This window comes from Mycolicibacter virginiensis, from assembly GCF_022374935.2.
Classification (GTDB): domain Bacteria; phylum Actinomycetota; class Actinomycetes; order Mycobacteriales; family Mycobacteriaceae; genus Mycobacterium; species Mycobacterium virginiense.
Map to the genome: position 1 here is coordinate 2,810,924 of NZ_CP092430.2, position 17,855 is coordinate 2,828,778.

Below are 17,855 nucleotides of genomic sequence, written 5' to 3' on the forward strand. Positions count from 1 at the left end.
GATACTCCTTCACACTCGGTGGGACGGTTCAGCGAGACAACAGCAGGATGCCCAGCGGCACCAGCGCGGCGACCTTGACCAGCTCCAGCGCGACATAGGCGTAGTGCGCCCGCGAGCGGGGCGCTTCCAGCCCGGACAGCACCTGGTCGGCGCGTCGGCCCAGGGCCGGACGCACCGCGAGCACCTGAGCCGCCAGCATCGCCAAGGCGATCGCATAGGTGACAGCGATGCCGACCGTCGGCCGCTCGATCGCGAAGGTGACGGCGATAACCGCGGCCAGCAGGAACTCGGCGGAGTTGAGGGCCCGAAAGACCAACCGGCCGATGCCGAGGCAGATCGGGATGGTCGCGTTGGGCGCCCGAAACTTCAGCGGCGCCTCCATGAACGAAATCGCGGTCACCATCCCCAGCCAGACGAATGTCGCAGCGATCGCAACCGAGGCGCCGGCACTCACCCGGTGGTCCCTTCCACACGCACCGCGGCGGGGGGCGAGGGGTCGATCGGGGATCCGTTCAGGGTGGCCGACTTCAAGTGCGCCACGCACAGATCCGGCTTGGCGAACGGATCAAGTCGGTCGACGGTCATCGGCGCGTCCCATGCCTCCAGGGCTCCCTGCATCAGTCCCAGGTGGATGGGACAGACCACTTGGGTGGAGGTTTCGGCGAGCTCCAGGAACGGGCAGTGCCGCAGCCCCAGTTGCTCGTCTCCGGTGGCATCGGGTTGCAGGCGTTCGGGTTCGAAACCCAGCTCATCGAGCATCTCGAGCAGATGGCCGGTGGATTCCTCGGCGTCGACGGGCCCGGACGGTTGGTGCAGCGGCCGCAGCCGATGCCCCCACGCCCGGCCGGCGGCCAATGCCTTGCCGCTGGGGTCGGCGTCGGCGGCCAGCCCGATGGTGAGGATCTCGGCGAGCAATCGGAACCGGCGGGTTCCGCCCCGGTCCATCTGCCGGATGGCCCGAAACATCAGCGCCGGTCGTCCGCGTCCCTTGTGATCGGGTTCGGTGTGCTCGACGCGGCCTTCTTCAACCAGGGTGTCCAGGTGAAAACGCACCGTGTTGGGGTGCACCCCCAGCTCATCGGCGATCTGGGCGATGCTCAGCGGCTCGTCGGCGGCCTGTACCAGCCGCAGAACGTCGAGGCGACGTCCTCCAGGTGGTACAGGCGGCTTGGCGATGTCGGTCACTCCCCCTGGGGAGGAAAGCTGGCCACCAGCGGAGTGTCGATGCCGAGGGGGCCGATCTTGGCGGCGCCGCCGGGTGAGCCGAGTGCCTCATCGCGTCCGGGCAGGGCCTCGGCGAAGAACGCCGCATTGTCGGCCTGGTGCGGTTGGAGCTCCTCCGGGAGGTCATCTTCGTAGTAGATGGCCTCGACCGGGCACACCGGCTCGCAGGCTCCGCAGTCCACACACTCATCCGGGTGGATGTAAAGGGCTCGTCCGCCTTCGTAGATGCAGTCAACCGGGCACTCCTCCACGCAGGCCCGGTCCATCACGTCAACGCACGGCTTCCCGATCACATATGCCATGGGCAGAGAGTTTACACAAGGGATTTTGTAGAAACTAGAAAGGCAAACCTAAATCTGGGGGGCCGAATCCGGCACCGCAGCGCTCCCCGGCAGCGGTCGCCCCGCCGGCGGTAGAACCATTGCGCTCGTTGATGATTCACGCAAATCGACAGCTGGCGACGTGGCGGTTCCCCGAGCACGACAGCGCGAGGCCGCAGTGCCGCGGCGCGGGGCGGTCGAGTAGAAACGAATGATGACTGACGCCGCCCGTTACCGTGCCTCCGCCGACTTCCCGAGTCTTCGGTTCGAGCCCGGCGACAATGGCGTGCTGGAGCTGGTGCTCGACGCGCCGGGACTGAACTCGGTGGGCCCGCAGATGCACCGCGATCTCGCCGACGTGTGGCCGGTGATCGACCGCGACGACGACGTGCGCGCGGTGCTGGTGCGCGGTGCGGGCAAGGCCTTCTCCGCAGGCGGCAGCTTTGAGCTGATCGAGAAGATCGTCGGTGATCACGCCGGACGGATGCAGGTGCTGCGCGAGGCCCGCGATCTGGTGCTGAACATGGTCAACTTCTCCAAGCCGGTGATCTCGGCGATCAATGGGCCTGCCGTCGGCGCAGGCCTGGTGGTGGCGCTGCTCTCGGACATCTCGGTGGCCGGGCGCACCGCTCGGTTGATCGACGGCCACACCAAGCTCGGGGTTGCCGCCGGGGACCACGCGGCGATCTGTTGGCCGCTGCTGGTGGGCATGGCCAAGGCCAAGTACTACCTGCTGACCTGCGAGACGCTGCACGGCGAGGAAGCCGAGCGGATCGGTCTGGTCTCCAAGTGCGTCGATGACGACGAGGTGCTGGCCACCGCGACGCGCATCGCCGACGACCTGGCGCACGGCGCCCAAGACGCGATCCGCTTCACCAAGCACAGCCTCAACTATTGGTATCGGCAATTCGCGCCGGCCTTCGAGACCGCGTTGGGGCTGGAGTTTCTCGGGTTCTCCGGTCCCGACGTGCACGAGGGCCTGGCCGCGATCCGGGAGAAGCGCAAGCCGCAGTTCGGCTGAGCGAGCCGCCGCTCAGACCCCGCTCAAACCCGTTGTGCGGCGAGCGCCTGTTCTTTGGCCCAGCGATAGTCGGCCTTGCCAGACGGCGAGCGCTGCACCTGGGCGCAGAACACCACGTCCTTGGGCAGCTTGTAGCGCGCGATGTAGTTGGCGGCCTCGGCGACGATGTCCTGGGCACCGGCGTCGGCGCCCTGCGCCAACTGGACCACCGCGACAACCTCGTTGCCCCAGCGCTCGCTGGGCCGGCCCACCACCACAACGTCGTAGACGGCGGGATGATGAGCGATCGCGGCTTCGACCTCCTCGGCGAAGATCTTCTCGCCGCCGGAATTGATCGTCACCGAGTCGCGGCCCAGCAGCTCGATGCCGCCGTCGATGTCCCAACGAGCCCGGTCACCGGGGACCGAATGCCGGATGCCCTCAATGACCGGGAAGGTCCGCGCGGATTTCTCCGGGTCGCCGAGGTAGCCCAGCGGCACATATCCCTGCTGTGCCAGCCAGCCGATTTCGTCGTCGCCGGGCTGCAGGATGCGGGTCATGTCCGCACTGACCACGACCGCGCCCGGGTTCGGGGTGAAGCGGCCGGTGGAGGCCTGAGCTCGACTGGTGGTCTGTCCCATCTGCGCACCGGTCTCCGAGGAACCGCCGGCATCGAGGATCGACAGCTGCGGGAGCGAATCCAAGATCCGTTGCTTGATCGGAACGGTGAGCGGCGCGCCGCCGCTGGCCAGCACGAACAGTCCCGACAGCGCAGCTGCCAGCGTGGCGCCGCCGGCCTCCAGTGCGTCGGCCAGCGGGCGTGCGAAGGCATCGCCGACGATCGAAAGCGATATGACCCGCTCTTTGGCCGCCAGCTCCCAGGTCCCGACCGGGTCGAAGCGGTCGGTGGTCGCCGACATCACGAACGGCCGCCCGCCCAGCAACGTGATGAAGGCGGCCCACTGGGCTGCGCCGTGCATCAACGGCGCCACCGTCATCGAGCCGGCGGCCGCCGCCGTTCGGGCGCGTTCGACGATCTCCTCCAACGTGGTGGGCACGGCGCCGGTGCCGAACTCACGGCCGCCCATCGCGTTGATGAAGATGTCGTGCTGGCGCCACAACACGCCCTTGGGCATGCCGGTGGTGCCGCCGGTGTAGAGCAGGTACAGGTCGTCCGGGGACAGCGCCAGGCCCAACGGTTCGGCCGAGGTGGCGCCCAGCAGCTCCTCGTAGCGGACCGCACCGGGCAGCGGCGCATTGCCGGAGTCGTCGTCGACATGGATCAGCGGCATCTCGGGCAGCCGGTCACCGGCCTGCTGCAGCGCTTCGGCCAGCGTGGGCGCATACCGGGCGTGGTACATGATCGCCTCGGCGGAGGCGTTGGTCAGCAGGTAGACCAGTTCGTCGGCGACGTAGCGGTAGTTGACGTTGAACGGCGCGACCCGGGCGTTGTAGGCGCCGAGCATGCCTTCCAGATATTCGTTGCCATTGGCCAGGTACAGCGCGAGGTGGCTCTGGCCGGACTCATCGGGAGCCAGCTCGGACCGCTCGCGGCGCGCACCCAGGCCGCGCTCGTGCAGTGCCCGCGCCAGCCGCTGGGACCGGTCCTCAATCTGCTGATAGCTGAATCGCCGGTCGCCGAAGACGATGCAGTCCCGGTCGCCGATGGCCGCCGCCACTGCCGAGAACACTTGGGCGAGGTTGAATTCCACTGCCGCTCCTCGATTCGATCGCAACGCCTGGGCAACGCTACTAGGTGACGCATGACCAGCCGCCGACGGTCATGACGGGCTTTCCTGAGCAACGTCAGGCATGCTTGGCCGCATGTCGGTGGATGTCCTGCTGTATTCGATCCCGCCCGTCCTGGTCTATCTGCTCGTCGGCGCGGTGATCGGGATAGAGAGCCTGGGCGTCCCGTTGCCGGGCGAGCTCATGCTGGTCGGCGCGGCGCTGTTGTCATCGCGGCACGAGTTGGCGGTCGACCCGATCGGCGTTGCGGTGGCGGCAGTGATCGGCGCGGTGATCGGCGACTCGATCGGCTATTCGATCGGCCGCCGATTCGGTATGCCGCTCTTCGACCGCCTGGGCCGTCGATTTCCGAATCACTTCGGTCCCGGCCACGTCGCCTTCGCCGAACGGTCCTTCGGCCGTTGGGGCGCCAGCGCGGTGTTCTTCGGTCGATTCGTGGCGCTGCTGCGCATCCTGGCCGGCCCGCTGGCTGGGGCCTTGAAGATGCATTACCCGCACTTTCTGATCGCGAACGTGACGGGCGCGATTTTCTGGGCCGGTGGGACCACTGCCCTGGTGTATTACGCCGGCGTCGCGGCCGAACACTGGCTGTCCCGGTTCTCCTGGGTGGCGCTGCTGATCGCGCTGCTCGGCGGTCTGATCGCCGCCCTCGCGCTGAAGGGCCGCGTCGGCGCCAAGATAGCGGAACTAGACGCCCAACATCGAGCCCAGCGGGACCCCGTCACTGAATAGCCAGCGAATTGGGGGGCGAATAAGGGTTGTCCCCGCACGGCAGCCGGAGCATGGTGGAAGGGACCGGCGGCGCCGCCGCGGCGTCGCCCCGTCCAACCGGAGGCCGACATGTTCGCGCGCGCTACCTCGATACACGCCCATCCGTCCTTTCTCGATGAGGGGATCACCCACGTCCGCGGCGTGGTGATGCCAGCCCTGGCCGACACCGATGGCTGCGCAGGAATGTCGATGCTGGTCGACCGCGACGCCGGCCGGTGCATCATCACCTCGTCCTGGCTGGATGAGGACACCATGCGCGCGAGTGAGGCGAGTGCCGAACACTTGCGCGATCGCGCCACCGAGATCTTCCACGCCACCGCCGAGGTGAGCCGCTGGGAGATCGCTGCGGTTCGCCGTGATCACCGGTCTCGGCGGCACGCCGGTGTACGCGTCACCTGGCTGCGGACCGACCCGGCGGGCTGCGAGCGGATGATCGACACCTACAAGCTGGCGCTGATGCCTGAGCTGGAAGATCTCCACGGTTTCTGCAGCACCACTTTGCTGGTGGATCGGCATTCGGGACGCGCGGTGTCGTCGGTCAGCTTCGACGACCGAGCGGCACTGGTGGCCAGCCGCGGCGGCGAGCAGGCGATCTGGGCCCGGGCCGTCAACGACGCCGGTGCAGAAGTGCTCGAAGTCGCAGAGTTCGATTTGGCGATCGCCCATCTGAACGTGCCCGAGATGGCCTGAAGCCGCCGGAGCGCTCCCCCGGTCTAGCCGGGGCTGAAGTTGCCGTGAAACCCCTGCGGAATGTGGTGGGTCAGCTGGGCAGCGGCAACCGGGCCGCGGTGCAGATCACGCGCATCAAAGATCACTAGTCGTGACGTGTGCTGCGCGGCCTGGTATTCCACGGTGAGCAGCCAACCGTCGTCCTCGCCGGCGGCGTGGGGCCGCGGCGCGAAGACCGGCTCGCAGAAGCTGTTCCCGGGTCCCTGGGCGGTGTAGCTGGTCTCGGTGTGGTCGATCAGGTCGAGCTTGGTGATCGAGTCGTAGAACGATCCCAGGTGCCTGCGGCTACTGACGTAGGCGTATCGGTGCGGCCGCCCCTCGTAGCTACCGTGGTGGCGAGGAAACTCGCACGGTGTGTCGCTCAACGGCTCACGGGTGACACGGCCCGATGCGGTGATGCGGAATCGGGAGAACTCCGACCGCGCATCCTCCAGGGTGCTGGTGTGAAACCGTGCGATGCGCTCCAGCAGCCGCCCGTCGGCGTAAGTGATGGCATCGACGACCACATCGCTGCCGTCGTCATAGGCGTTGCTCAGATGGAACTGGAGCACGGCGTCGCACTCCACCCGGCGGATCTCACCGCCGTCGCGCGGGACCAGGATGAACGCACTGCCACGGTCGGGCCGATAGTGCATGGCATCGCCAAGCGGCTTGAGCCCCAGGGCGATCGGCACCGCGTCCGGAATGATCGGTGACACGAGGAACACCAGGTAACGCTCGGTGAGCGCGAAGTCGTGCACCATGGCGACGTAGGGCAGCCCCGCGGAGCGGAAGTGCGCCAAACGGCCACGCGCATCGGTGCGGTAGATGCGCAGGTGTGGCCGCGGGATGAATTCGACTCCGAAGTTGAACATCTCCCCGCTGCGGGGGCAGAAGCTCGGGTGCGCCGAGTAGGAACCCATCCAACGGAGGCGCCCGCCGAATCGGCGAACCCCCCGCGTTTCCAGGGTGACGGGGTCGATCTCGTGCGGCGGGCCGCCCTCCCACAGTGCGTACAGGTGCCCGGCATGCTCAACAATGTTGGTGTTGGCCAGGTTTGGCGGAATTCGTCCGATGTTGGTCCGCCAACCGCCGGCCGCGGCAGTGCCTAGGTGTCGTGTTCCGGTTTTGCCGAGGTAGTGGCGTGTGCGGACGTAGCGGTTGCGGTAGTGCACGTGGCCGTCGCGGATGGTGAAGGCCGAGACCATGCCGTCGCCGTCGAAGAGGTGGTGCAGCGGTCGCCCGGTGTGGTCCTCCCACCGGCCGGGGCCGTTGCGGTAGAGCGTCCCGGTCAAGTCGGCGGGCAGTGATCCCTCGATCTGCGCGACGCCGTAGTCGTGTTCGACCGGCTGCGGTTCGCTCACTCCCAGACTGCGGTAGTCGGCGTCGGCAAGGCCGGCAAGGCGTGCAGTCGCGCAGTGCCGTTCGCCGGGCCGCAACGACTCCAGGTAGCTGTCCAGGCCAGGATGCGCGGTGGTGGCGACGTTCGGCGGCGGACTGAAGGTCACGGGAACTCCTCACACAGCGGCGCTCATCAAAAACCCGGACTGAGACTGTTTTGCAGATTAGTCTCAGTTTGGATGCCGGTCAATGCACCGCGCCGGGGCGGGCCTGCGGTACAAATACCGGGTGGCCGCGACACGCTCGTCACAGATCCTGGTCCAGACCACGCTGCAGCTGATCGCTGAGAGCGGCGTCGATTCCCTGACCATCAGCCAGGTAGCCGCACGCGCCGGGGTGTCGCGGGCGACGGCCTATCGGGAGTTCGGCGACAAGGACAAGCTGCTCTCAGCGGTTGCCGCCCGCGAAGTTCAGCAGATGGTGGCCGAGACCATGTCCGGCGTTGACCCCACGGCCGATCTGGCCACGAATGTTCCAGCCGTCGTACTGGCCGCGCTGACGTACCTGCGTCAGCACGCCGCGTTTCGCTATGTCCGCGAACACGAACCGCACTGGTTGCTACAAGCCGTGCTCACCATCTCGCAGCAACGGATGAATCTGGTCCAGGTGGTGGCGGCCACCGTGGCGCCGATCATCGCGCCATCCGAGGCCAAACTGTGGCTGCCGGCCACCGAGGCCGCAGAGATCGTGGTTCGCACGGTGCTCTCGCACGCGCTCGTCGAGCAGAGTTCGCTGACCGACCGCCAGGTGGCCGAGGCGGTCCTGCGGGCGATCAGGCACGCGGGCTGACCCGCGAAACTGGCTACGCTCTGGCTCATGACACGCCAACGGCCACCGCGCTCGGCCGCGAGTTATCCGAAGACTCGGCGGATCCGTTTCCGTTTCGGCGACGGCTTCGACAACAACGATGGCTACGGCAAGTACTTCGCCGACGACGATATGGTGCTCAGCCACTTCCTGGCCGGATTGTCCGGTGGTTTTCCGGCGGGCGAGGAATCCTTCATTCGCTCGGTGCGCCGCGTTGCCGATCGCGTCACCGACCCGGTGCTGAGAAAGCAGGTGGCGGGGTTCATCGGCCAAGAGTCCACCCATGGCCAGGAGCACCGCCGGCTCAACGCCGTGCTCGCAGACAAGGGCTATCCGATCCGCTGGCAGGACTCGGATACCGTGCACCGCTGGCGAATCCGCGCCGAGGAACGCACCCCGGCCATGGTGCACCTAGCCCAGACCGCGGCACTGGAGCACTACACCGCAGTCCTGGCCGAGCGCATCCTCTCCACCGACGAGATTCAGGCCATACCGGGGACGCCCGAGGTGTGGAATCTGCTGAACTGGCATGCGGTGGAAGAACTTGAGCACAAGTCGGTGGCCTTTGACCTCTATCGCGCCGTCGGCGGCTCCGAGGCGGTCCGGATCATGGCGATGGCGGTGGTGATCGCCGCCACGGTTCCGCTCATCGCCCTCGGGTTGGTCGTCTCGCTGGCCCGTGACCCTGCGGCACGACGGCAACCGTGGCGGGCGTTGCGGGGAATCGCCGCGCTGTACCGCGGGCCATTCTTCCGCGGATTTCTGCGCGACGCGGCGGTGTACCTACGCCCGGGTTTCCACCCTGACGATGTGGATACCGTTGCCTTGCTTGACCATTGGCGCTCGCGTTTGTTCGGCACCGACGGCGCCCTCAACGACCATCTGCGCTGAACGCCGTTGCGCCAGAGGTCATCCGTAGTAGGCGAAGCTACACGTGGGGCGCGCTTCGGTTTTGAACGCCGCCAGCATGCCGTCCATGGTGATCGTGCAGCTGAGCGTCGCATCCCCGGCGTCGGCGGTCACCGAAGTCTCGACCTCGTCGTAGACCGGGTAGTTCTTCTCCCACGGCAGCGTCACGTTCGACTCGGTCTGCTGCGGGCCGCCGTTGATCCGATAGCTGATGCTGACCGGCCCGTCGGCAGACCCGAGGACCTTCATGGTCGCCGTGCCGACCGGAGATCCGGCCGGGGCCCGTCTGACCTGCTGAACGGCCGAAAACGCCGCCTGAGCGGTCACCGGCGAGCCGGTGGCGACCACGGCGCACAAGCCGAGCACCGTGGCGGCGATACGCAAAGACCTCAGAACCCCAGTCGGCATGGCCATCGTGGCAGCCTACGTCGGGACCCGAGCTCGATGTGGCGATCACGTCACATCGTTGGCATCAAGCGCCGCGGCCAGTCTGACCCGGGTGCGGATGCCGAGCTTGCGGTACACACTCGACAGCGTGCTCTCGATGGTCTTTTCGGCCAGAAACAGTTCGACGGCGATCTCGCGATTGGACATGCCGCGAGCCGCGAGAACGGCGGTGCGCCTTTCGGCGGGAGTCAGTCGCCGGCCATCGCCGCGGGTGCCACTCAGCCGAGTCAACTCCCGCCGTGCCCGCTCCGCCCACAGTGGCGTACCGAGCGCCTCGAAAGTGCTCAGCGCGGCGGCCAGGCTCGTGGTCGCGCTCCCCCGTTGACGCCGGCGACGTTGCAGCTGGCCCAACAGGAGTTGCGTACGCGCTTGCTCGAAAGGCATTGGGAGCCGCTGGTGGTGCGCCATCGCGCGCTCCAAGGCACGAAGTGCGGCGGCGAGGTCGCCACGAGCGGCTAGCACCGTGGCGCGCCCACGGGCTCCGACCGCCATCATCCAGGGTCGGTCACGGTCAGCGCCGTGCGTCTCGAGCGCATCGACGAGTGCTTCGGCCTCCTCGAGCTGATCGAGCGCACTGAGCGCTTCGATGGCATCAGGAAGATGCTCCCCACCCTCGATCTCCAGCTCGTGTGGGGGATCGAATTCGTCCAGCAGTGGCCGCAGCACGGCCAGCGCGGCAGCGTAGTCACCGAGCGATACCTCCAGGAAGGCAAGCACTCTGGACGGCTCCTTGACCTGCCGCCGCGCGCCCACCGCACGGGCCGCCGCTATCGCGGCACGGGCGTCGGCGCGTGCGTCGGTGGCGCGCCCGTGAAATGCCGCAACGGAGGCTCGCTTGGTCCATGCCGTGGCGCAGGAAAGCCGCCCGCCGAGTTGTTCGGCACGCTGCACAGCCGTGTGCGCGGCCCGGCCCGCCTGCTCGTATCGGCCCGCCCAGATCGCTACCGCCGCAATACGATTGTCCACCCAGACCAGATCGACTTCGCTGCCGTCGACGGTCATGTCGTGGCGAACCGCGTGAATCTGGGTGTCAGCGGTCTCAAGGTCGCCGATGTACGCCGAGATCACCGCTTGCACGGCTCGAGCACGCAGAAACGTGGTGGCACCGCCGCGAGGGTCCTCGAGTTGCACGGCCAGCTGCAGCGCACCACGGTCGACGCCGCCGCCCCAAATGAACGACGCTGTCACCCAAATAGCCAAGGCCTGACTGCGCAGACCGGGCGCGTCGAGTTCCTCGGCCAGCGCCGCCGCGCGCTGAGCATGCTCGATCGTCGCGCTCATCCGGTCAGCGATCGCCAGGGCGAGTGACAGCCGCAACAAGCACACCAGCCTGAGCGTCGGGACGTCAGCAGCCTCATCGGCAGCCGCCGACAGCGCTTCGATGGCGCCAGGCAAGTCGTCGTCATAGGCCTTCACCGCGCCCAGGTGCGCCAATGCCAGGGCACGCAATGCCCCGGGTGGCTGATCGGCGAGTACGCACTGCAGATGCACACGCGCCGGCGCTATCGACCCCGAGCGAAAGTGCAGTTCCGCGGAGCGAATTCGTCGCTGCGGGCTGTCCCCGCCGCGGTCCAGGGCCAAGTCGATCAGCTCGGCAGCGGCGGCCAGCGCACCGCGCGCCGCCAGAGCGTCGGCCGCCGCGTCCAGCTCAGCCAGAGTGGCTGCGTCGCTCGTCGACGCCGCCAAGGCCAGGTGACGCGCCCGTAAGGTGCGGTCCGCGACGACGCCGGCCAAGGCTCGGTGCGTGGCGCGACGGCGCTTCGCAGAAGCGCTGGCGGCCACGCCATTGGCGTACAGCGGGTGGGCGAATCGGACGCGGTGACCATCCAGGGTGGCCACGCCGAGCTTCTCGCAGGCTTCGATCGACTCCACCACACGTTGGGATGACAGCGTGGTGGCCCGGCTGAGCTCCTCGGTGGTCGGTGATGCAGAGCAGGCCGCGGCCAGCAGGACCGCAAACGCGTCATCGCCCAGACTTTGCACGCGACTGCTCACCAACGCGGCCAAACTGTCAGGCAGATCGGCCGCAGCGCCGGGTGCATCCAGCTCGGCCCGGGCCAACTCAAGTGCGAACATCGGATTGCCGCCCGAGATGCGATGCACCCGGTTGAGCGCCGGGCGGGGCAACGTACGGCCCCAGCGTGCGGCGATGAGGTCGTGCACGCCCTCCACGCTCAACGGGCCCATCCGAACCCGAGTGGCGATCGCGGGATTGCGAAAGGTCAGCCACTGCGCCAAATCGGCGAGATTGGACTGAGCGACGCGGACGGTGACAAGAAGCCCAACATTTTTCGAAAGACGCCGGGCGGTAAAGCCGAGCACCGCTCGACTGGACGGGTCAAGCCACTGCGCGTCGTCGACTGCCAGCAACACCGGCGATCTCGCACTGAGGCGCTCGACAGCCGCACCGAACGCCGCGGCGACGGCCCGTTCGTCGAGGTCCGGCCCAGCCGGGGCCAGTTGGTCTCGCGCCCGGTCCAGCGCACGGCGCTGCGGGCCGGGCAGTTCCCCCAGTACCGCGTGGTCGATCGCGTTGAGCAGGTCAGCGACCGCAGCGAAGGCATAATCGACTTCTGCCGCAGCCCCATGCGCCGACAGCACCAAGAATCCTTGAGCGCAAGCCATGTCCGCGGCGCTCAGCATCAACGTGGTCTTGCCGATGCCGGCTTCGCCCTCGATCACCAACGCCGCGGGCCCCGGCCGAGCGCGGGCCAGCAAATCCGACACAGCCCGCACCTCCGTGCGGGGCACCGTCGTTGACACGGTCTCATCCTCGCACTGCCGGGCAGTCCTGCTGGCCCCAAAAACGAGAAAAGCCACCTGCTTCCAGGTGGCTTTCTTGTGGTCCCGGCTGGGATCGAACCAGCGACCTTCCGCGTGTGAGGCGATCGGTACGGCGTTTCCCCAGAACATGCACGTTCGCCGGAGTCGCTCGACCTGCGGAAACGGTGTGGGTCGAGCAGGGTCGATCGCCGCTTATGTGTCACCTCTGTGTCATGTTGTGTCACTTTTCGAGATCGCTGACCGTCAGCCACCCCGTCCGGCGCGGCCCCGCACAACGAAACCGGCCCCGCACCTGGGTGAGGTGCAGGGCCGGTTGGGCGGTGGGGTGACGGTGGGGGTCACCGGGGCTTGTTACCGCAGACGCTGGAGCGCGACACCGACGGTGCCGTCTCCGGCACCGCTACGCCACCGGCCGGTACCGGCAACGGGATGGTGAAACCCGAGCAACGATCGGTGTCGAGGCGGATCGTGTCACCGACCCGGTAAGCGAAGAGATCACCGCCGATGATCGCCCGCTCCCACCGCATTGGCCGGTCCGTCACTGTCGGCGCCGGCGGGCCGCCCGGCAGCCGTTCGTTCGACGACGGCGCGTCGCAGGACCAGTACCGCGTGTCCAGTGTCAGGCCCACTTCGGTGACGGCGTCGGGCACGCCTACAACGGTGCCGGCGGGCAGCCGCAACATCACGCTGCAGCCAATCTCAGGTCGCGGGCTGAGGAAGGCAAACGCCTCCCCGCGCTCCTCCGCTTCGGCAGCGACCTCGCGATCCACTCCAGCGGGTAACGTGTCCACCTCGACGACGTGCCGCTGGCGGCGCTCCTCGTGACGCTCACCCGCTGCGTAGCCGGCCTCGTACTCGGCGGCGTACGCAGCGTCTTGCCGCGTGGCCTCAGCGACCCCGCTCGCGCGCCCCAATTCGAAGCTGTGGTCCTGCGCCCAGGCGACCGTCAGGCCGACCGCGGTCGCAGCCACCAGCACCCACACCATCCGCACCCACCGTGGTGCCTTCGCAAGTGCACGTCCGGGCGCCCGAAAAATACGTCGTAGCCGCTTCACCGTCCTCCTCCAGTCGGCAGCTTCTCGCTGGAGCCACCGTCACGGTCCGGCGGCAGCACCAGCTTGCCGCCGGTGCCGGGCCGCGGCATACATCCCCAGCCCATCCCGGATCCTTCGGTGATGTCGGTGTCCTGCTCCAGGATCTGAGGCACCTTCGCCAGCGCGACGGAGATCTCCGCGATCCTCCACGCCGTGCCGTCAGGCAGGCCGATCCAGGCGTGGCAAATCGGCTGATCAACCTCCTCGTACGGCGCCCTCCACACCACCGGGCGTCCGGACTCGGCGGCGATCCTCAGAGCGACCGGAGTCGACTCCGAGAACACGGCGCGCTCCGGCTCCGGACCGGAGACGGTTCCGAGCCCGAAACCGATCCCGCCGGCGACGGCGGCCGCGGCTGCGACCACCGCCCCTTTGACCCAGCCGCGGGCGTTCATGCCGCACCACCGAATCCGTCGTCAGCGGCGTAGCCGTAGCTGGTGTCAGCGGCGGGCTCGTCTGCTGGCTCCGGCGCGGGCTCGGTGACGGGCTCGGATTCGGCCGCCGGTGCCAGACCGAGCGACTGTTCCAACTGCGCCACATCGTGCAGCGCGACCAGCGCTGCCTTCGCGCTCTTCGTCGACGCCACCGCGGCCCGCGCAGCCGTGACCCAGGCACCGTCCACCAGCGCCTGAACGCGCTGGCCGATGCTGCCGGTTTGGCCTGCGTCGATCTCATTGACCAGCTGCTGGCACTGCTCGGCAAGTGGCACTGGAAGATTGCCGTCCCGCACAGCCCGTTCGAGGAACCGCGCGGCGCGGTCGGCGCTGAGGCGGATCGGCTTCGAAACTGTCTTGGTTGTCATGTGCTTTCTCCTTCTGGAAGTTGGGTTACTTGTCGCTGTTTCGGTTGGCGTATTCGCCGACCGGCGTGGCCACCATCGTGGCCAGGTCGAGGACCACCGTCTGTGCGTGGCGGGGACGATCCGCCTGCGCGGCGTCGCGGTCCGGGTCGGGGTCAGTCATCGTGCTTCTCCTTGCGGATTGAGGGTCTGATTCGGGTCGTGATTCGGGGTGTAGGTCGAGCAGCTCACGGTTCCGGCATCACCCCCTGCGCTATTTCGATCAGCACCGGATAGGCGAATCCCGCGGAGTTCGAAATTGCGAGATCGCACCGTGTAGGTAGGGCTGTAGCGGTGCTTGTATCGCCGGCTGTATCGCGGGTTTTATGGCTCCTAGATCCGACGAACCGCCGGAAAAGCCGGTTCTGGTCCCAAAAACGGCCTCTCACGGCCATGCAGGCGGTCCGGTCGCCGCCGGCGGACCAGACGCTGTATCGCGCCGGCCGTATCGGTCGGGTTATCGCGTGTGATCCGAAATAGCTCATTGCTCGATCACCCACTGCCCGGCCACATCCCGGCTCAGCGCCTGTCCCAGCAGCTGCGCGTCGGTGCCCACCAGCTGCGCGCTCAAGGTGCTCGGGGCGATGCCCATCAGTGCCGCGATTTCGCCGATCGGACCGCCACTGAGAACAGCCAGACCGAGCAGTCGGCGCTCGACCGTGGACATCGATTCCCGCGCGGAACGGAGCGCAACCACGGCGGCAGCAACAGCGTCCCAACGTGTCTCGCCGACAGCAGATTGCGCGATCATGTTGAGCGGCTGCAGCGCCTGCGCGTACGTGGTGACAAGGGTCCGCGCCACGGCCGGGACCGTCTCCGAGGCATACGAGACGTTGCTCGGTGTCGGGCTCGGGCGGCGTCCCATTTACAGCTCCTCGATCACGGTTGAACGCGGCGCCGACGGGGCGATGAAATACCCGCCGTCAGAGGATTTTTTAATGTCAGAGCGCCCGGCTGTTGCTATGCGGCGCGACTCCGAGAAGGCGCTGATTCGGGCAGCGATCGTCTGGGTGCGCGTGCGCATAACGGCGCCCAGAGCATGGGCTGACACGCCGCCCAGCCGGAGGCTCGCGTAGACCTTCGCCAGCGCCGCGTCGACCACATCCTCACCGCTGCGGTACGCGCGCAGAGCGTCCAGCACCTTCAGCGGGTCGCTCTCTCGCTGAGCGATCCACCGGAGGGCTTCCAGCCGGGCCTGCTCAGCCCGCACCAGCTCGGCTGCCGCCTCCCGCACAAACTGCCGGCTGGCGGCCGAACTCTTCCGATCCCGGGCGTGGATGATGCGCGGAGTCATCGGACCGCCCCTGTCCCAGTCGCACATTCACTGATCCGTGAGGCACATTCACTGGTCCGCGACGCACATTCCGTTGTCCCACAATCATTTGCACTGTCCGACGGGGTCACGTAGTCGGCGAAGATGAGGTCCGCGTGCTCACATTCCGAGGCCGGGCGGGGGCATACGCCCAGGTCAAGCCCCCGAGTCAGTGTCTTCACCGCTGCTCACCCCGCTCCGCGGCCGCAGTTCCGGCCAGTCGCCGGCCGAGAGTCTCGCGGCGCACGCCGGCAGCTGCGGCTGCTGCGGAGACGGATGCCCCGCCCAGCACCGCTACTCCCAACAGCTCCAGCAGGGCCTGCTCGATCGCTGCCTGACCGGAACGGAAACGGCTGACCGCGGCCAGAACTTCGTGGTAAGTCGCGTGGTCTGCTTCTGAGATCTGCTGCAGCGCAGAGACTGCGGCGACCAGCGCTTCGCCGACGGCTGCTGCCGCTTTCGGCGCTTGCGTTCGCGCACGGAAAACGTCGTCATGGGTGGGGTTGGGGATACGTGACATCAGGGACTCCTAGTCGTATGAGCTGAGGTGTTGGTGGGCGGTGGACAGCGGTTTCGACCCCGGCTTGTAGTGCTCACTAGTGGGGTCAAACACCACAGTTCCGAGGTCGCGGATCCCGTCCGGACCGTCGAGGTAAACCACTGGCAAAGAGTCGGAGCTGGGATCGGTTGCAGGGGTCCAGGTCTGCCACGTTCCGTCACCACCATCTGCGCCGGGAAGCGGAAACCGCCAAGCGAAACGGCGCAGTTTGGGGGCTTGCGCCACCGCTGCGTCGAACGCATCTGCATCCCTACCGGGCAGGTTGTAGAACCCCTGGAACAGCTGAACTTCACCGGTCTCGACATCGGCGGCGATCCCGCGTCCCTTCATCGCCTTGGTGATGGTTCCGCCGAGGATTCGGACCGCGTCCCCGGCCGCCCCGGCTGGGAACAGCGACTGGCGGTTGATCTCGCTCGGGGGGCCAAGAATGACCAGGGTCGAAGTGTTTACCTTCCAGTCACCGGCGAAGCCACTGACGTACGCGAACTGGCCCGCTGTGAGCACGAATACCCGCAGCTCGCGGGCCTGCGAGCAGAGGTAGGACAGGTTCGCAACGGCGGCCTGGGCGGCGTCTTTCACCGCCTTTGGCCGCGACGATTGGCTACGGTCGTGGATCCACGCCGGTGCCTCGTCGAACACCAAAAGCAAAGGAGTAGGACGGTACTCCACACCCCTCTGCGTCAGCCGCTCAGCCAGCGCCTGACGGCGCTCCAGTTCATCCCGGGCGTAGCGGATTGCGCGATGCAAGACTGCGTCGTTTCCGCCGCTGGCGGCGTTGTAGCTGACCACTCCGCGCAGACCCGCCAGTGCCAACTTGCGGAAGTCTTTGCCGTTCTTCGCATCCGCTAGAACCACTTCGGCTCCCTGCAGAACAGCCGCTTTGACAATGCTGCTCAGCAGCACGGTCTTGCCGGCACCGGTCCCTCCGAAGATTCCCATGTGCGGCGCCTGATCTTGATTGACCAGGATTGGACTGCCGTCATCGCGCACACCCAGAGGGAGCACGAAATCAGGTGCTGCAGCATGACGTTCCGCTTGCGTTCGAGGGCGGGTAAACCAGCTTGCCTTCAACGGGTTGACCTTCGGGAACTCCCGCACCAGCGACTTCTGATTCAGGTGGATAACCGGGTTCAGCCCGTCAATGGTGACGGTCAGTTCGGGCATCCCGAGGGCCTGTCGCAGTCCCGATTCCGCCGCCTGCACCTGCTTCGGGAGCATGCCCGGCGGGAGGGTCAGCGTGGCGCTTCCGCCGCGCTCATCGGAGCCGAACACACACTGCGGGTACTGCAGCGCACGGTCGGCTTTCTGCACCAGACCGACCAGATCCCAGACCCCGCGACGGTAGTCACCACCGAGGTAGAACGCCTTCGTCTTCGGCGATTCGCGCCACCCGAAAGTCGGGTCTTCGACGTTCCTTCGGGCCAGGGTGAAGGTACCTCCGGCACCGCTGAGGCGGGTGTACCGGCCGAGATTCCCTCTCCGCTCGGCCATTTCAATCAGCCGCTGCGCGATCGTCCCGGCTGCTGATGGGTTCTCGCAGCAGACGGTGACGAAGACCGCGTCTTTGACCGCTGTCGCGCTCACTCGGAAGGTTCCGAGGCCATCCAGGCCGCACGCAGTGACCGTTTCCCGATCCGCGACCAGCCGCATCCAGGCGTCGACGGCGTACGCGGTGCCGCTCAGCACCTCCGGCATCTCCACGCTTCCCCGCACCGGCTGAGCAGCTTGAATTGCAGGTAGCAGCTGAACGTATTCAGCGGCTGCAGCTTCCAGCCGGCGTTCCGATTCCTCGGCGGCAGCCGTGTCGATCACCGGCTCCGATGGCGCCTCCGTACGCGGCTCTGTCGCCGGTTCAGGCACGGGTTCGGGTGCGGGTCGACCCGCTCCACCGCCGAACTTCAGGCCCGCGAACGGGTTATCTGGCTCGGACAC

At 67.3% G+C, this 17,855-nt stretch carries 20 protein-coding genes; 5 read left to right on the forward strand and 15 right to left on the reverse strand.

Annotated elements, in window-relative coordinates; all coding sequences use genetic code 11:
• Positions 1 to 28: 28 nt before the first annotated feature.
• The 3 genes from MJO54_RS13435 to fdxA are packed head-to-tail and all read right to left on the reverse strand — an operon-like array spanning position 29 to position 1,526.
• Entirely contained in the window at positions 29 to 454 is a 426-nt protein-coding gene (locus MJO54_RS13435; protein WP_065152433.1) for a hypothetical protein, read from the reverse strand.
• The gene (locus MJO54_RS13440) at positions 451 to 1,185 is read right to left on the reverse strand and encodes a helix-turn-helix transcriptional regulator (protein WP_046283647.1); all 735 of its coding nucleotides are present in this window, start codon (positions 1,183 to 1,185) and stop codon (positions 451 to 453) included. The genes MJO54_RS13435 and MJO54_RS13440 overlap by 4 nt, the downstream gene beginning before the upstream one ends.
• Positions 1,182 to 1,526 (reverse strand): ferredoxin, encoded by a 345-nt coding sequence (gene fdxA / locus MJO54_RS13445; RefSeq protein ID WP_046283646.1) that lies wholly within the window; start codon positions 1,524 to 1,526, stop codon positions 1,182 to 1,184. Before fdxA ends, MJO54_RS13440 begins: the two co-directional genes overlap by 4 nt.
• Before the next feature lie 232 nt (positions 1,527 to 1,758).
• On the opposite strand from fdxA, the gene MJO54_RS13450 reads away from it, so the two are divergent.
• Positions 1,759 to 2,565 (forward strand): enoyl-CoA hydratase/isomerase family protein, encoded by an 807-nt coding sequence (locus MJO54_RS13450; RefSeq protein WP_046283672.1) that lies wholly within the window; start codon positions 1,759 to 1,761, stop codon positions 2,563 to 2,565.
• 23 nt (positions 2,566 to 2,588) lie between these two features.
• Here MJO54_RS13450 and MJO54_RS13455 read toward each other — a convergent pair whose 3' ends face one another.
• On the reverse strand, positions 2,589 to 4,256 hold the full coding sequence (locus MJO54_RS13455; RefSeq protein WP_105295792.1) for an acyl-CoA synthetase: 1,668 nt from the start codon (positions 4,254 to 4,256) through the stop codon (positions 2,589 to 2,591).
• Positions 4,257 to 4,368: 112 nt separating this feature from the next.
• On the opposite strand from MJO54_RS13455, the gene MJO54_RS13460 reads away from it, so the two are divergent.
• Positions 4,369 to 5,025: a DedA family protein gene (locus MJO54_RS13460; RefSeq protein ID WP_046283671.1), complete on the forward strand. Its 657-nt coding sequence runs from the start codon at positions 4,369 to 4,371 to the stop codon at positions 5,023 to 5,025.
• Between the two features lie 108 nt (positions 5,026 to 5,133).
• Positions 5,134 to 5,754 (forward strand): hypothetical protein, encoded by a 621-nt coding sequence (locus tag MJO54_RS13465; protein WP_046283644.1) that lies wholly within the window; start codon positions 5,134 to 5,136, stop codon positions 5,752 to 5,754.
• Between the two features lie 23 nt (positions 5,755 to 5,777).
• Here the strand turns inward: MJO54_RS13465 and MJO54_RS13470 are convergent, their stop codons facing one another.
• Entirely contained in the window at positions 5,778 to 7,280 is a 1,503-nt protein-coding gene (locus MJO54_RS13470; RefSeq protein ID WP_105295793.1) for a carotenoid oxygenase family protein, read from the reverse strand.
• 121 nt (positions 7,281 to 7,401) lie between these two features.
• On the opposite strand from MJO54_RS13470, the gene MJO54_RS13475 reads away from it, so the two are divergent.
• Positions 7,402 to 7,962 (forward strand): TetR/AcrR family transcriptional regulator, encoded by a 561-nt coding sequence (locus tag MJO54_RS13475; protein ID WP_105295801.1) that lies wholly within the window; start codon positions 7,402 to 7,404, stop codon positions 7,960 to 7,962.
• A gap of 27 nt (positions 7,963 to 7,989) precedes the next feature.
• Positions 7,990 to 8,871 (forward strand): metal-dependent hydrolase, encoded by an 882-nt coding sequence (locus MJO54_RS13480; RefSeq protein WP_105295794.1) that lies wholly within the window; start codon positions 7,990 to 7,992, stop codon positions 8,869 to 8,871.
• 18 nt (positions 8,872 to 8,889) lie between these two features.
• Here MJO54_RS13480 and MJO54_RS13485 read toward each other — a convergent pair whose 3' ends face one another.
• The 10 genes from MJO54_RS13485 to MJO54_RS13530 all read right to left on the reverse strand — a co-directional run bounded on the left by MJO54_RS13485 (position 8,890) and on the right by MJO54_RS13530 (position 17,855).
• The gene (locus MJO54_RS13485) at positions 8,890 to 9,303 is read right to left on the reverse strand and encodes a hypothetical protein (RefSeq protein ID WP_065152430.1); all 414 of its coding nucleotides are present in this window, start codon (positions 9,301 to 9,303) and stop codon (positions 8,890 to 8,892) included.
• Positions 9,304 to 9,342: 39 nt separating this feature from the next.
• Positions 9,343 to 12,249: an AAA family ATPase gene (locus MJO54_RS13490; protein ID WP_259602740.1), complete on the reverse strand. Its 2,907-nt coding sequence runs from the start codon at positions 12,247 to 12,249 to the stop codon at positions 9,343 to 9,345.
• 209 nt (positions 12,250 to 12,458) lie between these two features.
• Positions 12,459 to 13,106, reverse strand: coding sequence for a hypothetical protein (locus MJO54_RS13495; RefSeq protein WP_240175027.1), 648 nt, complete (start codon positions 13,104 to 13,106; stop codon positions 12,459 to 12,461).
• A gap of 65 nt (positions 13,107 to 13,171) precedes the next feature.
• Positions 13,172 to 13,609 carry a hypothetical protein gene (locus MJO54_RS13500; protein ID WP_240175028.1) on the reverse strand — a complete coding sequence of 146 codons (438 nt, stop codon included), beginning with the start codon at positions 13,607 to 13,609 and terminating at the stop codon, positions 13,172 to 13,174.
• Positions 13,606 to 14,016: a hypothetical protein gene (locus MJO54_RS13505; RefSeq protein WP_240175029.1), complete on the reverse strand. Its 411-nt coding sequence runs from the start codon at positions 14,014 to 14,016 to the stop codon at positions 13,606 to 13,608. Before MJO54_RS13505 ends, MJO54_RS13500 begins: the two co-directional genes overlap by 4 nt.
• 25 nt (positions 14,017 to 14,041) lie before the next feature.
• Positions 14,042 to 14,176, reverse strand: a complete 135-nt coding sequence (locus MJO54_RS13510; protein ID WP_259602741.1) for a hypothetical protein — start codon at positions 14,174 to 14,176, stop codon at positions 14,042 to 14,044.
• A gap of 357 nt (positions 14,177 to 14,533) precedes the next feature.
• The gene (locus tag MJO54_RS13515; protein WP_240175030.1) at positions 14,534 to 14,917 is read right to left on the reverse strand and encodes a hypothetical protein; all 384 of its coding nucleotides are present in this window, start codon (positions 14,915 to 14,917) and stop codon (positions 14,534 to 14,536) included.
• Positions 14,918 to 15,346: a hypothetical protein gene (locus MJO54_RS13520; protein WP_240175031.1), complete on the reverse strand. Its 429-nt coding sequence runs from the start codon at positions 15,344 to 15,346 to the stop codon at positions 14,918 to 14,920. It lies immediately after the preceding gene.
• A 196-nt stretch (positions 15,347 to 15,542) separates the two neighbouring features.
• On the reverse strand, positions 15,543 to 15,884 hold the full coding sequence (locus MJO54_RS13525) for a hypothetical protein (protein ID WP_240175032.1): 342 nt from the start codon (positions 15,882 to 15,884) through the stop codon (positions 15,543 to 15,545).
• A 9-nt stretch (positions 15,885 to 15,893) separates the two neighbouring features.
• The gene (locus MJO54_RS13530) at positions 15,894 to 17,855 is read right to left on the reverse strand and encodes a helicase HerA domain-containing protein (protein ID WP_240175033.1); all 1,962 of its coding nucleotides are present in this window, start codon (positions 17,853 to 17,855) and stop codon (positions 15,894 to 15,896) included.

Excerpts from the sequence above, each read along its gene's own strand:
- fdxA (WP_046283646.1), bottom strand. The coding sequence starts at position 1,526 with ATGGCATATGTGATCGGGAAGCCGTGCGTTGACGTGATGGACCGGGCC.
- MJO54_RS13450 (WP_046283672.1), top strand. The coding sequence starts at position 1,759 with ATGACTGACGCCGCCCGTTACCGTGCCTCCGCCGACTTCCCGAGTCTT.
- MJO54_RS13460 (WP_046283671.1), top strand. The coding sequence starts at position 4,369 with ATGTCGGTGGATGTCCTGCTGTATTCGATCCCGCCCGTCCTGGTCTAT.
- MJO54_RS13465 (WP_046283644.1), top strand. The coding sequence starts at position 5,134 with ATGTTCGCGCGCGCTACCTCGATACACGCCCATCCGTCCTTTCTCGAT.
- MJO54_RS13480 (WP_105295794.1), top strand. The coding sequence starts at position 7,990 with ATGACACGCCAACGGCCACCGCGCTCGGCCGCGAGTTATCCGAAGACT.
- MJO54_RS13485 (WP_065152430.1), bottom strand. The coding sequence starts at position 9,303 with ATGGCCATGCCGACTGGGGTTCTGAGGTCTTTGCGTATCGCCGCCACG.
- MJO54_RS13490 (WP_259602740.1), bottom strand. The coding sequence starts at position 12,249 with ATGTTCTGGGGAAACGCCGTACCGATCGCCTCACACGCGGAAGGTCGC.
- MJO54_RS13495 (WP_240175027.1), bottom strand. The coding sequence starts at position 13,106 with ATGGTGTGGGTGCTGGTGGCTGCGACCGCGGTCGGCCTGACGGTCGCC.
- MJO54_RS13500 (WP_240175028.1), bottom strand. The coding sequence starts at position 13,609 with ATGAACGCCCGCGGCTGGGTCAAAGGGGCGGTGGTCGCAGCCGCGGCC.
- MJO54_RS13505 (WP_240175029.1), bottom strand. The coding sequence starts at position 14,016 with ATGACAACCAAGACAGTTTCGAAGCCGATCCGCCTCAGCGCCGACCGC.
- MJO54_RS13510 (WP_259602741.1), bottom strand. The coding sequence starts at position 14,176 with ATGACTGACCCCGACCCGGACCGCGACGCCGCGCAGGCGGATCGTCCC.
- MJO54_RS13515 (WP_240175030.1), bottom strand. The coding sequence starts at position 14,917 with ATGGGACGCCGCCCGAGCCCGACACCGAGCAACGTCTCGTATGCCTCG.
- MJO54_RS13520 (WP_240175031.1), bottom strand. The coding sequence starts at position 15,346 with ATGACTCCGCGCATCATCCACGCCCGGGATCGGAAGAGTTCGGCCGCC.
- MJO54_RS13525 (WP_240175032.1), bottom strand. The coding sequence starts at position 15,884 with ATGTCACGTATCCCCAACCCCACCCATGACGACGTTTTCCGTGCGCGA.